The sequence below is a fragment of the Psychrobacillus sp. FSL K6-1464 genome (assembly GCF_038003145.1).
Taxonomy (GTDB): Bacteria; Bacillota; Bacilli; order Bacillales_A; family Planococcaceae; genus Psychrobacillus; species Psychrobacillus psychrotolerans.
The window spans coordinates 1,463,078-1,477,847 of the sequence record NZ_JBBOOP010000001.1 but is presented as its reverse complement, the minus strand read 5'-3'; the positions used below and the strand labels follow the sequence as shown (position 1 = coordinate 1,477,847).

Below are 14,770 nucleotides of genomic sequence, written 5' to 3'. Positions count from 1 at the left end.
ATTATCAATGGTTTTGAAATGATAATTTAATTCAGAAACTTTCCTTTCTTTGCTTCTTGAACTTTTGAAGGTGTTACATCATTTCCATCAGGGTCAATTACTTTTACACTTTCAATGGTATCTCTCATAGTAGAGCGAAAAGTTTCCAAATATTCTTTACGTAAAGAGCTTTGTTCTTTTGCTTCTTCCATGGAAAGTCCTGTAGTTTTAGATTTTCTCGATAACTCACTAATTCTCGCTAATTTTTCTTTGCTTAACAATTCTTTTCACCCTTTCACTTTATCCTTATATAAAGGTAAGGAAAAAACACACAGAGTGCAAGTCATTTCACTCCGTGTGTTTCTATGTACTCCATATAACGTCGATGGACAGTTGCTTTACTAATATTAAACCCCAAACCTTTTAGAGTCATCGAAATCTCTTCATAGGTAAGACCAGCATTACGAAGTCTAACTACTTCTTCTAATGGCACGTCTATTCTCTCTCTTCCATCGGGATTACCTCTTGTTTTCAAGTTTTTTTCAGGTCTATATCCTTGAGACACTGCTTTTTTCATACCTCTTTTAATTTTTGCGTTGTGTAATTTCCGCTGATACTCCTCCACTAGCGCCAATATTTCCAAGAGCATAGTATCCATTTCGTTTAGATTAATGACACCTTTATCCTGTAACGTATAAATCGAAGTATTGGTTTTTTGAAGTAAATGTAGAACGGCCATTCTACCGTTTCCTCTGCCAATACGTGTCTCATCTTGTACAAATACCGCTTTAATTTCATTTTGTTTAATATAGTCAAGTAAATCTAATAAGCCTTCGCGTTCAATATCATATCCACTATGTTGATCTGAAAATACTTTTTCAACTTCATAATTATTTAGTTTTGCAAATTCTATCAATTCTTCCTCTTGCCTTGTTAATGAAGTCTCTTGAGACTCTTTTTCTGTACTCACTCGACAATATATAACTGATTTCACTTTGTATCGCCCGCTATCTCCGTATCATGATTGAAATGGTAACTTTTTTCAATGACTGGAATAATAATAACTTCCCCCGCTTTAATATGACCGTCTTGCAAATTATTCATCGCAATTACTTTATCGATCCATTTTAGCTTATCTTCATTCGTTCCATATTCTTGTGCTAAAGCCCACAAAGAATCTCCTTGTTCTATATTAATATGTTGGCTCTCGTCTGTCGAAAAAGAATTCGAGATTATTATAAACATTGTAAATGCAATACTGCATGCTACAAATATTGTTAAAAAGTAATTTTCTTTCATCCAGGTCATTTAAAATCCCCCTAATAGAATGTGTGTTCGTAATGTATATTTTAATATTAATGCGAACGTTTGTTTTTGTCAACAATAATTAGAACCTATGTTTGCATTACTGTTCTTCCCCTGTTATACTATTATTAAGATAGAAAAGGATAGAGATAATTATTCAAAAAGAGGTGAACATATGAAAAAAGCATCTAAAAGACAAGAAGATATACTTGCTTTTATAAAAGAAGAAGTTCGTAAAAAAGGTTATCCACCATCCGTTAGAGAAATTGGAGAAGCTGTGGGCTTAGCATCTAGTTCAACTGTTCATGGACATTTAGCACGACTGGAAAGTAAAGGTTTAATTAGGAGAGATCCAACAAAACCACGCGCTATTGAGATTCTGGATGGCTTGGGCAGCGTTGCTGAAAAACACAATGTGGTTCATGTACCGTTGATCGGTAAAGTTACTGCTGGTATCCCTATTACAGCAATTGAAAATATAGAAGAATTCTTCCCACTTCCAGAAACATTTGGAACTGCAGATGATAATTTATTTATGTTAGAGATTATGGGTAATAGTATGATAGAGGCTGGAATATTAAATGGTGACTATGTGGTTGTAAAACAACAGCAATCTGCCAATAATGGCGATATTGTTGTCGCAATGACTGATGAAGATGAAGCAACAGTTAAAAGATTCTTCAAGGAAAAGTCCTATTTCCGTCTGCAACCCGAAAATTCTTCCATGGAACCTATCATTGTAAATTCAGTTAGTATACTTGGAAAAGTAGTTGGAGTTTACCGTAATATTCAATAGTTTTGTCGAACTTGACAATATAGACAAGTAAACGTAAGATAACAAAGAGCCGATATCATATTTCAACGAAAAGTGGACATTTTCGTTGAAATCATCGAAAAACCCCTTTACCTTAATGGTTGAGGGGTTTTATTTTTATACATAAGTAATTAGTAGCTTTGGTAAACTAGTAATACTACTTCTTCTTCTTGAGGGCAGCTAAAGTCTTTGTTCCGACTACCCCATCAACTGTTAAGCCCTTTTTCTTTTGAAAGTCTTTAATAGCCGAAATAGTTAATGGTCCCTCTATCCCGTCATTTATCAATTTATAACCTGCTGAATTTAAGAGTTTCTGAACTTCAGTGACATTTATTTCACTTATATACTTTAAAGGATTTACCGCATTTGGCTGACCTACATCGTAAGATGGTATGTGAATTTCAAAATGTAAGTGGATACCTGTACTATTTCCTGTACTCCCTTTAATACCTATTTGTTGACCTTGTTTAACACTTTGTCCCACTTTCACAGTAATAGTTTTTAGATGCGCATATAAGGTTTCGTACTTTTTACCGTTTAAAGTATGTGCAATCGTTATAGTATTTCCATATCCTCCAATAACTTTCGCTCTAGTCACTTTACCACTGGCAGATGCTCTTATAATCGGACTACCATCACTCCCAATGTCAACTCCTTTATGGACTTTAACATTACTATTTTTTCGAATTTCTCCAAAACGAGATGTAATTTCTCCTTCGCTTGGTCTTATAAACAATTTATAACCTCCCTCCTATTAATAAGTAGAGAACAATCCCTCTCACTAGTTAATGCTCGAATGATTAATAACATATAGTCAATAATCATCATATTTTCCTAATAAATTGTAAAAAAGATTAGAAATAAGTAAATTTGGGTATTAATATTTATAATCAAGCATATGTTAAATTACTAATATTATTTTTTGTAGACCTATATAACTATATAAAGGGGCAATAATTTATGAAACTAATTATAGAAGAACTCAAAAAGCTTATTAATGATTATTATAGATGCAATAACCACTATTTGAAGAAAGAAATTTTGATTGACATTAATCTGTTGAAAGATGCATTAAGAATTTTAGAAAAAAGAAAGTTAGATATAAACACAGAAAGCTCACTTATTTTTTAACGAAGTGAGCTTTTTTTATTATTCTTATTTACCCACACTATATAGTTTTCCATGTAGTGTTAGATTTCAATATTAATAGTATTTCATTCTTTTTCTTACGAGACAATCAAAATGACTAGTCCTCCTAATTTCTATTACATATATTATATTATGCCGTCCAAACGGCTAATCTATTATAAGGAGGTGAATTATATGGTTCTTGTACTTCAAGAGTTTACTACCCCTGCAAATACTAATGTAATTGCAGATACAGCTGCACCACCTGGAACGCTTCCGACACCCGCTGTACCAACTCTACCAGCAATGGTTTCACCTTTAGTAGATGGAAGTAGTGCTTATATTTGGTCTCCTAACACAGAGTCCAGTCAAACCGTGACATTTCAAAGTATCTTTAATATTGGAACTTTGCCACTACTCACTCTAGCATTACCTCTTTCCGCTTATTTTGCGTTTGCAGCTAACGAAACGGCTTCTGTAACTGCAACTCTAGAAGTTGTTAATCTTCTTGGAATCGTAGTTGCTACTATTCCACTTTTTTCAGGTAACAATTCAGGTAGCTCTCAGGACGTTGCAATTACATCCGGAGATACGTTACTAGCAATAGGCCTATTAGGCAACTCTGGACGAATTGTAGTTGAGACTACTGTCACTTCTCCAACCGTATCTGGATATTCCGCAAATCCCGGTCGATATCTCGGACAACTTACAGTGCATAGCATATTGGCAGTTTAGTTTATAAACTAAACATTATCTCCAAAAGATAATTATGTTTTTCAAGAACAAAACTCTTTTTGTTAATAAGAAATGCATATGGAGGGTCAAGCATTAATAACGCCGTGACTCTCCAGTTTGTTAGTAGAGTAATTTTTATCACTTAAAATTTTATGCAAATCACTTCCATTTACACTAGTTTTGTTAGATAATAAGTAATAGGCAATATAGTTCAAAGGGGTGTATATTTAACTATGATATTAATTTATAAAGAATTAAATAATCTAATTGATGATTATTATAAATGTCCCTTCACACATATTAAAGAACAGATCCTCATAGATATTAATCTTTTAACTGATGCCTTATTAATTGTCGATTCTGATTTTCAATATTAAATCTACCAATTCTACTCATTTCAGTTATGGTATCACTATGAAATTTTATAAAATAGCTTATTCAGTGCTTCCAAAGGTGAGAAACAAGTCGAGATGCCTGAAACTTAATTGGATTATACATAAAAAGCGTTGGAAGCATATAGCTCCAACGCTTTTACATTTTCAGTGTATTCGTCAAGATCCTTTGGGAGTACAGTCCTTCGGATAGGATACTTGTTAATTTTACGTTATGTGAAATCATAGAAGAATTCAAAGCACCTCAATCGTAGAATAAGGTTAGTTTGTTTTATTTATAATTCATTCACTAATGAGCTCAAGTTTTCGCTCTGTTTTTTATTCAGAGATAATGACAACCAAATAGCAGTGACACCTAATATAATAATCACGATTGTGTCAAGAGTTGCACTAGATCCTCCGCTTCCTAAAAATTGAATTAGATTATGAAGGCTATGAAACAGAATCAGTGGTAAAATGTTGCCAGTTTTAATAAATAATTGCGCTAGTACAATACCAATTAGAAAAGAATAAGCCAATTGTAGTCCAGTTTGCCCCAAACTTTGTCCAGATAACAAGTTAAGCATATGTGTGACAGAGAATAATATGCTCGAAGTCAGGATAGCTGGAAGAATACCTAGTGGTAATAATATTTTTATCATTATTCCTCTGTAAATACTTTCTTCCACAAAACCGATTAAAATAGCAAAGCCAACATAGAAAATAATCGTTTCAAGCGCATTCGAACTAAACCCTTGAAGGCATAATACGATTAAAATAATCAGTAGAGGTAAATACAGTATCCAATTTGCTCGTTTAATTTCTCGTTTAAAACCATAATAAGTCCACTTTCTCTTCCATGAAAAATAAAAAAGTAAAAATAGCGCTGTTGGTATGAACGATATTAATATAGGTGTATTGTAACTTAATTGTTTAATCGTAGCGATTGCACCTGCTATAAAAACGACTAGTAAAAAAATGACTTCAATAAGTATGATACTTATTATAGGGTGTTTTTTAGAATAACTTAACTTATTATGCATTACACATCTTGCCTCCTAATAATAACTTTTAACCAATTTAGTGCAAAATTAAAAAACTAAAATTTCAAAAAAATATATATAATAACAATCTATTCGAGTTTCTTTACGCACATTCCTCTTTTTTAGTTTGAGGCCCTTATTTAAAGTAATATTAACTCTCTTCATTGCCTTTTAACTCAGTAGATCGACCAATAATAAATAAAAAAACACCGATCAAGTCAATAAAAGACTGAAAGGTGTTTTTAAATTTTGGGGTGAAATTGGGGTATCGACATTTGAGTGAAACTCTTTATCACTCACCCCATTATAAAATCCTATACTATCAGATTAATACATTTTCAAGTATTGCTCACGTTACTATGGGTGTACAGTTGTACGGATAATATACCTACAGATCATTAGGTGAAATAACATGAAACCAACGCTATTTATATGACTTTTCAGACGTTGTCCTATAATCAAAAACAACTAGGTATAACTGCTTCGTGGTAGATCCGTGGTAGAATTCGCATATGTTCGTGGTAACATTTTAACCTTTAAATACGCAGTAATTTTATATAGGTTATTTCGGAAAGCGAATATTTAACTAAAGCATCCATTATCTTAATAAGGAAACTACCTTACACCTCTTCTTTATCAAGTAAATAGCCATAAAATTCTTCGTGCAAAGCAATATCTTCTTGTAGTGATTCTTTAGTGTCTCTATCAATTAAATCAACTAAAAATTTATCAGCAAGTTCATCGCCACCATCAATCATAACTAATATTGAATGCATTACACCCTCTATCACGTTATTAACTACTTTCCTATACGCTTCCAGTTCCTCTCGACTTGAGAGTTTTTGTTGCATTATTTTAAGAGATTCTTCCACATCAGTCCAAGCAATTAAATCTGTGTTTGGATTCAAACTATCAACTGCTGATTCTCTCCAAACGTCCTTTATACTTTTTAAGTTCTGATAAAGTAATTCTTGATTTCATTCATTAACAAATCTCCCCTAATAAAAGTAGGTCCTTCTTGAAGTAAAGCACCCGTTAGTTGAAGAAGAAAGAGCTGTTTATTCCCTCATCCTGCCCGATTGGTGAACAATGACGATGACTTTAATTCTTATTTGAACACATCAAAAACTTTGTTTTCGCCATCTTCATACTGGCAAATAACGATTTGTAGGTTTTTCATATTCCAGTCTTTAGAGCGTAGATAGATAAACGTATTATCCAATTCTACAATTTTGTCAGCCGTAAGATAATGTAAATCGAAATATTTATCGTAGTACTCCTCGTTGTAACCAGGTGTCTCGATAGTTATAGGACTAAATAAGCTTGAAGGCTGTTGTATTGTTTTTTTGATTACTCTCGTACTAATATTGTATTGATAAGTATAAATAAATTCATTGTACATATCATCATTCCCAATAAAGATGGTTGTACCATCTTGTGATACAGATGCCAGCATCATCGGAAGGTCATATGACTTAATTTGTTCGTATGAAATTCGATTTGTAACTATTGAGTCTTGCATATTATATACGACTACTCCAAATGTACCTTGCATAACCGCAATGTTGTTATCGGCATATAAAAGTCTGGGCATTTCGGAACCTATATTCATTTGTTCAATGTCAGACGTGTCTACCGCTAATTCTTCACTCTCGGGTAAGGTGAGATTTTCATTATCAGAACCGTGTATAGGATGTTCGTTGTCTTGACCCACCAGTGTAATTGCATCGGGATCATTTGCTTGGCAAGCCGCTAATAATAAGAACAGTGATATAAAAGTGAAAACTAATTTCTTCAAAAAGTCGCCTCCTTAAATTGTTAGACGTGAAGATAGTGTATATGTTTCAAATCATTCCTTGTTCAACTAAACTGCCGCGTTAGTTCAATAAGAAAACTCTTACAGTTACTAATATTTTACATGAGAAGGCAAATAATAAAAGCCCCACTCTAATGAGCAGGGCAATAGAATTATTTACTATTTAATTTTGCTAACAATGCTTTAGATGGTGTTTCATATTTAACATGTTCTGGCATCTTAGTAACCCACATACCGCCACCAACATTATATTGGCCACCATGATTGTCACGATATCGATACACTCGATACTCTTCACCAGGATTCAGAATACGAACCATTTGAAGTTTACCGTCTGGGCCATCTTGCCATAGGTTAATGCGTTTCAAGATTGTAACCTTACCAATCTGACTTGGTTTAAGTTCCGTTTTACCCCACATGATTTTATCATTAGCAACATCTTCTGCTGCTTTAAGTGGTAGAAATACAGGTCGATGTCCAGCCTTTAATTGAGCGATTGTTAGGCCTTTGTTGTACTGCAAATGAGGATAGTCTTTAAAACCCTTCCAATCTCCGCCCCATTCAAAACCCATTGATTTAGCAATAGCTGCAACACGTTTCCATTTATCATCGACCGTCCACAATGATTGATTTCCATCATCTGATACAAGGAAATAATCAATAGATAGTCCATAATTGTGGATGGACGTTCCTGGTGGAGCATTAGAAACGATACTCCCTTTTGAACCATATACTCTACCATTCCAAATATAATTCGGTCTACCTTGTCCATAAATATGAGCTTGGTCCTCATTCGAACGGAATCCAGATGATATTTGCATGTAAATACCTTCATTGTAACAACGCTTAATTAATTCAATTGTATATTCCTTCAAAGAAGGATGAACAGCTCCTATACGATTAACAGAACGATTTATTAATGTCTTTACTAATACAGTCATAATCTCACCTCATTTCTCTTTTGGTTTGTTATAAATTAAAGCTTGTTTACTTCAGACAATCCTTGTTTAGTAGGATCTGCAACTACACCACTGGCAATTAAAACTAGTATAAAGGCATCCACATAGTTATTGTATTCAGCTAAATCTATTAGACCTGAGCTGTTAACTATTAAACCGATACCAATTTGTGCGGTATTTTCTCTCAATCCCCTTTAGATATATAGATAATTAAAAAGAACGCTCCTAATGGAACGTCCCCTTATTAATTGTTATTATGTTTTCTCATAGCTTGTTCAATACTTGAATAAGTTTTTATATCTCTAAAATCAATCCCTAGTTGTACGGTTGTTTGTGCAATACTTGGACGCACACCTGATAATGAAGTACTCACTCCAATTAATTTTAGCGCATTAATCATGTGAAAAAGCTGATGTGCAACCATTGTATCTACAATAGGAACCCCTAGCAAATCAATATATAAGTGATTGATTTGCAATTTAGAACATTGTTGCAGTGTTGATTCTAAAATTACTTTGGCTCTGTTTGTGTCAATTTCTCCAACTAGTGGTAACAAAGCTATGGTGCTATCTAATTTAATTACCGGGGCACTTAGTTCAATAATCATCTCTTGTTGGGATTTTAATCTTATTTTGGATTGTTCAATAAATTCATTAGTAAATTTGAGTACAACGTTATTGATTGTAGTCAATATAGCGTTTGTATACGCTATTATTTGTTTGCTTGAAAGTTCATTAGGATACTGATCCATAAATTCTTCGAGCAATTCCAAGTAAAGTTGTTGTTGCCTAAAAAATTCCCCTATTATTTCTGTAAGCGGAGTATGTTGGTGACCTTCATCATTAACAACCATTGTAATAAAATCATCAAAACTTTTTTCACATACTTCATCTGATTTATTAAACATTTCAACGAATTTTTCATGGAATAGATGGTTCTGTTGTTTAAGCAATTGTATCTCTTCTAGATTAGAAGTACCATAAATTCCATTTTGATCTTTGTTTAGACTCTCATACCATCTTTCTGTTAATTGCCATGTTTTACTTTTAAGAAAATCATACAACTTTTGATTTCTGTCCAATTGATTTCCTACTTTCGTCATAAATTCACGATTATAGCACTCAAAATATTACTATTTTGATAGTACCATAGAAAAAATAAACAGACACTTTTTAAGAATTTACAATTTATACAATTTCAGATGGAGTGACCATGATTGTTGATCTATAATTTCCCTCGACCTTACTTAGTCCAACTCTTTCGGGTATCCCCTCTCACCCCTTATCGGCTTGTTTCGCCGGACATTAATCATATAACCTTGACCGTGACAATTACTCGACAATATAATGTAAGTTAGACCACTATACAGGCAACTGATTTTAAGTGGTCTGTCTTAAATACGAAATGGAGAGAGATATCACATGACAACAGCACATAATACTGCAAAATTTGAAGATATTGCAAAAACAGTTTTAATGCCAGGAGATCCTTTGCGTGCGAAATATATTGCAGAAACATATTTAGAAAATCCAGTTCAGTTTAATAGTGTACGTAACATGTTTGGTTATACAGGAAGTTATAAAGGAAAACAAATATCCGTAATGGGATCTGGGATGGGAATGGCAAGTATAGGTATTTATTCTTACGAGTTATTTAAGTTCTATGATGTAGAAAATATTATTCGAGTAGGTAGTGCAGGTGCTTATACAGATGAACTTAACATTCATGATATTGTTCTTGTAGATAGTGCATGGAGTGAATCAACATTTGCAAAGGTTCAAGCTGGGGTAGAAAATGATATCCAACTTCCTAACGAGTTATTAACGAAGAAAATTGAAGATGCTGCAAATAGCATCCACACTCCTATTGTTAAAGGTAGAGTACATTCAAGTGATGTATTTTATCATGAAGATAATGTTCCAAATCATGTTGATTTTTATAATGACCATAATTGTATTTGTACAGAAATGGAAAGCTATGCATTATTCCATAACGCACGAATATTAGGGAAAAAAGCAGCGAGTATACTAACTATCTCAGATTCTTTAGTAACCCATGAGGAAATTAGTGCCGAAGAAAGGCAAACATCATTAAATAATATGATGAAAATTGCATTAGAGGCTTGTTTGTAAAATATAGAAACAGGAGATGCAATAAATACTTTAGTATTTATGTGCATCTCCTGCGCTATCCTCAAAATGGTTTTGAATAAATGATATCTAATCAATCGTTCATTAACTAAATTAAAAAGTAGGCTACATTTAAAGTAAATTGAGTTGCATAGGCAACTCTTTTTTCTTGAAGTAAAGCACTGGTTACTCACGTTTTGAATCTTGTTTTGTGTCGTGATAATGGTACACCTTTACCTAAGTCTACCCTTTTAATGCTTTTAAAGAATGCTTAGAGGAAATTGGGAATATCTCTCTAGACACACACATGCTGTTTTGTTATTGGAATCTGGTACTGATATGAAGTTTGTACAGGAACAACTGGGCCACGGTTCTATGCAAAATACATCGGACGAATATGCACATGTTTCCAAGAAGATTGCTGCACGTTCTGTACATGAAAGAAATTGAATAATTTCATGCTAGAAATGTGGTATTATTTAAAATACTTACCACGAACCTATAACAAATAAAAAAGCGTTGGGAGCATAGTGCCCCAACGCTTTTACTATTAATACATTTTCAAGTATTGCTCACGTTCCCATGGGTGTACAGTCGTACGGATGATATACCAGCATGTTTTTAAATGTCATACAGTCCATATAAACCTTCTAATAACAGGTGCTTGTTAATTTAGTTTTTTGTAGGATTTCATGTTATATCTTAAGTTTTGGGGTATTCTTGGGGTGGTTTATGGGGTGAATCATAAACATTGAAGGAGCAAATAATAATGACATTATACGAATACCAGCGCTTGGTATAAATATAACAACAAACCACCTCCCTTTATGGTTGGTGGTTTTCTATTATTATTAATTCTTCTACGTTTACTGCATTAAAATATACATCATCGATTTTGATTACCCCATTATTAATCATTTTAGGTTCACTATTGCTTTCTAAACCCTTCCAAAATGAATAACTCCACTGTCAGGTTGATGGCCGTATTTCTTCAGCAACTGCAGTGCATATTTCTCAATCAATAGGTGTTTGTGGTTTCAATTAATTACAGTACTAAAGGATCCGTTAGTGAAAAATCATGGTCTATATAAAAGATTGTTTAAGTAATTAAATCTGCATTAAAATCAGTAGCAGCTAACTCTATTATTGGGGATGGGATGGGATGGCAAGGCAAGTGCCAACCCCTTGTATGTTACTGAACTTCAATAATCGAAACAGAACCATCAGACAAAGTGGTAGTTGCAGATCCATTATAAATAAAATCTAATGTAATGGCACCTGCGGTAGCATTAGCTAAGAACGTTCCTGATACGCTAACATTAGCATCTAAAGTTCCAGTAACTGATTTACCTGAAAATCGACTCTGAAATACCGTATTAAATCTTGGTGTAACAGTAATATTTCCAATTAAAGAACTAGTTGCTCTGAAAGTATACGAAACCAAATAAATGTGCCCAGTTGCTAGTACAAAGGTTGTGTTTGAAGGGTGAGAAATGTCAGTGCCATTAATAAACGTGGTTGAATATGAAATGGCTGTGCCATTTGCTACAGATGTTACATTAACACTAAATAGTCCGTTTTGTATTGTAGCACCTGCCCCAGTAGCACCGGTAGATCCCGTAGCACCAGTAGGGCCAGTAGCCCCGGTAGCGCCTGTTGCACCAGTAGTGCCAGTAACTCCAGTAGCCCCGGTCGCACCAGTAACTCCAGTAGGTCCGGTTACACCGGTAGGTCCAGTAGCACCAGTAGTGCCAGTGTCTCCGGTAGCTCCAGTAGGTCCGGTATCTCCAGTAGGACCAGTAGGGCCAGTAGGACCAGCGTCTCCGGTGGCGCCAGTTGCTCCAGTGTCTCCGGTAGCACCAGTAGGTCCGGTGTCTCCAGTAGTCCCAGTTGGACCAGCGTCTCCAGTAACACCAGTAGTGCCAGTGTCTCCGGTAGCTCCAGTAGGTCCAGCATCTCCGGTTGCGCCAGTTGCTCCAGTGTCTCCGGTAGCTCCAGTAGGTCCGGTGTCTCCAGTAGTCCCAGTTGGACCAGTGTCTCCAGTAGCTCCAGTAGGTCCAGCATCTCCGGTAGCTCCAGTTGGACCAGTGGCACCAGTAGCACCAGTTGGACCAGTTGGACCAGCGTCTCCGGTGGCGCCAGTTGCTCCAGTGTCTCCAGTAGCTCCAGTAGGTCCAGTAGGTCCAGTAGGTCCACTAGCACCAGTAGGTCCAGTAGCACCAGTAGGTCCAGTAGCACCAGTAGGTCCAGTAGCACCAGTAGGTCCGGTGTCTCCAGTAGTCCCAGTTGGACCAGCGTCTCCAGTAGCTCCAGTAGTGCCAGTGTCTCCGGTAGCTCCAGTAGTGCCAGTGTCTCCGGTAGCTCCAGTAGGTCCAGTGTCTCCGGTAGCTCCGGTAGCTCCAGTAGGTCCAGCATCTCCGGTGGCGCCAGTTGCTCCAGTGTCTCCAGTAGGTCCGGTATCTCCAGTAGGACCAGTATCTCCAGTGTCTCCAGTAGGTCCGGTATCTCCAGTAGGACCAGTATCTCCAGTTGGACCAGCGTCTCCGGTGGCGCCAGTTGCTCCAGTGTCTCCGGTTGCACCAGTAGGTCCGGTGTCTCCAGTAGTCCCAGTTGGACCAGTTGGACCAGTGGCACCAGTAGCACCAGTAGTGCCAGTGTCTCCAGTGTCTCCGGTAGGACCAGTAGGACCAGTGTCTCCGGTAGCACCGGTAGGTCCGGTGGCGCCAGTTGCTCCAGTGTCTCCAGTGTCTCCGGTTGCACCAGTAGGTCCGGTGTCTCCAGTAGTCCCAGTTGGACCAGTGTCTCCAGAAGGTCCAGAAGGTCCAGTAGCTCCTGGATTCCCGGTAGCACCAGTAGTTCCCGTAGCCCCGGTAGCGCCTGTTGCACCAGTAGGGCCAGTGTCTCCGATAGGTCCAGTGTCTCCAGTAGCTCCAGTAGGTCCGGTGTCTCCGGTTGGACCAGTGTCTCCGGTAGCTCCAGTAGGACCAGCATCTCCGGTTGCGCCAGTTGCTCCAGTGTCTCCGGTAGCTCCAGTAGGTCCGGTGTCTCCAGTAGTCCCAGTTGGACCAGTGTCACCAGTAGCTCCAGTAGTGCCAGTGTCTCCAGTAGCTCCAGTTGGACCAGTTGGACCAGTTGGACCAGCGTCTCCGGTTGCGCCAGTTGCTCCAGTTGCTCCAGTGTCTCCAGTGTCTCCAGTAGGTCCGGTATCTCCAGTAGCGCCAGTTGCTCCAGTGTCTCCGGTAGCACCGGTAGGTCCGGTGTCTCCAGTAGGACCAGTTGGACCAGTAGCTCCAGTAGCTCCAGTAGGTCCGGTATCTCCAGAAGGTCCAGTATCTCCAGAAGGTCCAGTAGCTCCAGTAGCTCCAGGATTCCCGGTAGCACCAGTAGTTCCCGTAGCCCCGGTAGCGCCTGTTGCACCAGTAGGGCCAGTAACTCCAGTAGTGCCAGTGTCTCCGGTAGCTCCAGTGTCTCCAGTAGCACCAGTTGGACCAGTTGGACCAGTAGCACCAGTAGGTCCGGTATCTCCAGTAGTCCCAGTTGGACCAGTGTCTCCAGAAGGTCCAGTAGCACCAGTTGCGCCAGTTGCTCCAGTTGCTCCAGTGCCTCCAGTAGCTCCAGTAGGTCCGGTGTCTCCAGTTGGACCAGTGTCTCCAGTAGCTCCAGTAGGGCCAGTGTCTCCGGTAGCTCCAGTAGGTCCGGTTTCTCCAGTAGGACCAGTTGGACCAGCGTCTCCGGTGGCGCCAGTTGCTCCAGTATCTCCGGTAGGTCCGGTGTCTCCGGTAGCGCCAGTTGCACCGGTTGGACCAGTAACTCCACTTCCAGAAGTAATTTGAGTTACTTGTTTCAATTTACTATCTAATAGTAGTTCTTTTTTTATCGCCAATTCCAGCGTATCTTGAACACTGTCATTAACTTGTAAGATCTCCTCTAGCGAAGCTGAAGGTGACAAGCCTGGTATTGTGCCGAGTGCATATTGTATTTTTTCCCCTTCGGCATTAATGATATGTGCTAGTCCCAACTCTTCCATGGCAATAGAAGCTAAGAGTAAATTAATAGCATCATCCCTCGTGATTGAAATGGTAGGGGAAATATTGGGGATATTTGGTTGCGACATTTGCTCTCTCCTTTATAATTTATTTGGAACAATCTGGTATATCGCACATGATGAAACAAAGATTGCTCTGTTAATAATCTATTCAGGTGTGGAGAAAGGGGATAAGTTGAATGTCTCTTGTGTTGTTAATAAAGCTTGTAATAGAAAGACCTTTTTATAAAGGGGAGTACATGTTACCTTGAGAAATGAGATGTAAGTGGAGGACGTGAATTTGGAAGTGTTGCATATGAAGTGGATAACCCGATGATAAACAGGGAAGTTCTCGTGGAGTATTGCCCCAATAAATAGGAAGATTATAATGTTCAAAGAAACATAAATAAAGACTCTGGAACGATACCAGAGTCATCTTTTTATTGCCTAAGTTATAGTTTTAAATT

Annotated in this window: 16 protein-coding genes; 5 read left to right on the top strand and 11 right to left on the bottom strand. The window is 37.4% G+C overall.

What is annotated here, in order from left to right; translation table 11 throughout:
• Window positions 1-26: 26 nt before the first annotated feature.
• The 3 genes from MKX39_RS07200 to yneA form a co-directional block, all read right to left on the bottom strand.
• Entirely contained in the window at window positions 27-260 is a 234-nt protein-coding gene (locus MKX39_RS07200) for a DUF896 domain-containing protein (protein WP_093534859.1), read from the bottom strand.
• A 62-nt stretch (window positions 261-322) separates the two neighbouring features.
• Complete coding sequence (locus MKX39_RS07195) at window positions 323-973, bottom strand: YneB family resolvase-like protein (protein WP_340762058.1); 651 nt, start codon at window positions 971-973, stop codon at window positions 323-325.
• On the bottom strand, window positions 970-1,287 hold the full coding sequence (gene yneA, locus MKX39_RS07190; RefSeq protein WP_093534863.1) for a cell division suppressor protein YneA: 318 nt from the start codon (window positions 1,285-1,287) through the stop codon (window positions 970-972). Before yneA ends, MKX39_RS07195 begins: the two co-directional genes overlap by 4 nt.
• Before the next feature lie 172 nt (window positions 1,288-1,459).
• Here yneA and lexA point away from each other — a divergent pair, with 172 nt between their 5' ends.
• On the top strand, window positions 1,460-2,080 hold the full coding sequence (lexA, locus tag MKX39_RS07185) for a transcriptional repressor LexA (RefSeq protein WP_093534865.1): 621 nt from the start codon (window positions 1,460-1,462) through the stop codon (window positions 2,078-2,080).
• A gap of 175 nt (window positions 2,081-2,255) precedes the next feature.
• On the opposite strand, the gene MKX39_RS07180 is transcribed toward lexA, so the two are convergent.
• The gene (locus MKX39_RS07180) at window positions 2,256-2,834 is read right to left on the bottom strand and encodes a peptidoglycan DD-metalloendopeptidase family protein (protein ID WP_340762057.1); all 579 of its coding nucleotides are present in this window, start codon (window positions 2,832-2,834) and stop codon (window positions 2,256-2,258) included.
• Window positions 2,835-3,058: 224 nt separating this feature from the next.
• Between MKX39_RS07180 and MKX39_RS07175 the strand changes: the two genes are divergently transcribed.
• Both MKX39_RS07175 and MKX39_RS07170 read left to right on the top strand, forming a co-directional pair.
• Window positions 3,059-3,229 (top strand): hypothetical protein, encoded by a 171-nt coding sequence (locus tag MKX39_RS07175; protein ID WP_340762056.1) that lies wholly within the window; start codon window positions 3,059-3,061, stop codon window positions 3,227-3,229.
• A 192-nt stretch (window positions 3,230-3,421) separates the two neighbouring features.
• Window positions 3,422-3,961 (top strand): hypothetical protein, encoded by a 540-nt coding sequence (locus tag MKX39_RS07170; protein ID WP_340762055.1) that lies wholly within the window; start codon window positions 3,422-3,424, stop codon window positions 3,959-3,961.
• A 667-nt stretch (window positions 3,962-4,628) separates the two neighbouring features.
• Here MKX39_RS07170 and MKX39_RS07165 read toward each other — a convergent pair.
• The 6 genes from MKX39_RS07165 to MKX39_RS07140 all read right to left on the bottom strand — a co-directional run bounded on the left by MKX39_RS07165 (window position 4,629) and on the right by MKX39_RS07140 (window position 9,231).
• Window positions 4,629-5,375, bottom strand: coding sequence for a CPBP family intramembrane glutamic endopeptidase (locus MKX39_RS07165; RefSeq protein WP_340768942.1), 747 nt, complete (start codon window positions 5,373-5,375; stop codon window positions 4,629-4,631).
• 620 nt (window positions 5,376-5,995) lie between these two features.
• Window positions 5,996-6,283 carry a histidine kinase gene (locus MKX39_RS07160; RefSeq protein WP_340762053.1) on the bottom strand — a complete coding sequence of 96 codons (288 nt, stop codon included), beginning with the start codon at window positions 6,281-6,283 and terminating at the stop codon, window positions 5,996-5,998.
• 200 nt (window positions 6,284-6,483) lie between these two features.
• The gene (locus MKX39_RS07155; RefSeq protein ID WP_340768941.1) at window positions 6,484-7,173 is read right to left on the bottom strand and encodes a hypothetical protein; all 690 of its coding nucleotides are present in this window, start codon (window positions 7,171-7,173) and stop codon (window positions 6,484-6,486) included.
• Between the two features lie 170 nt (window positions 7,174-7,343).
• Entirely contained in the window at window positions 7,344-8,132 is a 789-nt protein-coding gene (locus tag MKX39_RS07150) for a M15 family metallopeptidase (protein WP_340768940.1), read from the bottom strand.
• Between the two features lie 35 nt (window positions 8,133-8,167).
• The gene (locus MKX39_RS07145) at window positions 8,168-8,338 is read right to left on the bottom strand and encodes a hypothetical protein (protein WP_340768939.1); all 171 of its coding nucleotides are present in this window, start codon (window positions 8,336-8,338) and stop codon (window positions 8,168-8,170) included.
• Window positions 8,339-8,394: 56 nt separating this feature from the next.
• Window positions 8,395-9,231, bottom strand: a complete 837-nt coding sequence (locus tag MKX39_RS07140) for an STAS domain-containing protein (RefSeq protein ID WP_340762047.1) — start codon at window positions 9,229-9,231, stop codon at window positions 8,395-8,397.
• A gap of 340 nt (window positions 9,232-9,571) precedes the next feature.
• Between MKX39_RS07140 and deoD the strand changes: the two genes are divergently transcribed.
• Both deoD and MKX39_RS07130 read left to right on the top strand, forming a co-directional pair.
• Window positions 9,572-10,282 carry a purine-nucleoside phosphorylase gene (gene deoD / locus MKX39_RS07135; RefSeq protein WP_340768938.1) on the top strand — a complete coding sequence of 237 codons (711 nt, stop codon included), beginning with the start codon at window positions 9,572-9,574 and terminating at the stop codon, window positions 10,280-10,282.
• 336 nt (window positions 10,283-10,618) lie between these two features.
• Window positions 10,619-10,729, top strand: a complete 111-nt coding sequence (locus MKX39_RS07130) for a hypothetical protein (RefSeq protein WP_340768936.1) — start codon at window positions 10,619-10,621, stop codon at window positions 10,727-10,729.
• Window positions 10,730-11,471: 742 nt separating this feature from the next.
• Here the strand turns inward: MKX39_RS07130 and MKX39_RS07125 are convergent.
• On the bottom strand, window positions 11,472-14,393 hold the full coding sequence (locus MKX39_RS07125) for a beta strand repeat-containing protein (RefSeq protein WP_340768933.1): 2,922 nt from the start codon (window positions 14,391-14,393) through the stop codon (window positions 11,472-11,474).
• Window positions 14,394-14,770: the final 377 nt, after the last annotated feature.

Excerpts from the sequence above, each read along its gene's own strand:
- yneA (WP_093534863.1), bottom strand. The coding sequence starts at position 1,287 with ATGACCTGGATGAAAGAAAATTACTTTTTAACAATATTTGTAGCATGC.
- lexA (WP_093534865.1), top strand. The coding sequence starts at position 1,460 with ATGAAAAAAGCATCTAAAAGACAAGAAGATATACTTGCTTTTATAAAA.
- MKX39_RS07175 (WP_340762056.1), top strand. The coding sequence starts at position 3,059 with ATGAAACTAATTATAGAAGAACTCAAAAAGCTTATTAATGATTATTAT.
- MKX39_RS07170 (WP_340762055.1), top strand. The coding sequence starts at position 3,422 with ATGGTTCTTGTACTTCAAGAGTTTACTACCCCTGCAAATACTAATGTA.
- MKX39_RS07165 (WP_340768942.1), bottom strand. The coding sequence starts at position 5,375 with ATGCATAATAAGTTAAGTTATTCTAAAAAACACCCTATAATAAGTATC.
- MKX39_RS07150 (WP_340768940.1), bottom strand. The coding sequence starts at position 8,132 with ATGACTGTATTAGTAAAGACATTAATAAATCGTTCTGTTAATCGTATA.
- deoD (WP_340768938.1), top strand. The coding sequence starts at position 9,572 with ATGACAACAGCACATAATACTGCAAAATTTGAAGATATTGCAAAAACA.
- MKX39_RS07130 (WP_340768936.1), top strand. The coding sequence starts at position 10,619 with ATGAAGTTTGTACAGGAACAACTGGGCCACGGTTCTATGCAAAATACA.
- MKX39_RS07125 (WP_340768933.1), bottom strand. The coding sequence starts at position 14,393 with ATGTCGCAACCAAATATCCCCAATATTTCCCCTACCATTTCAATCACG.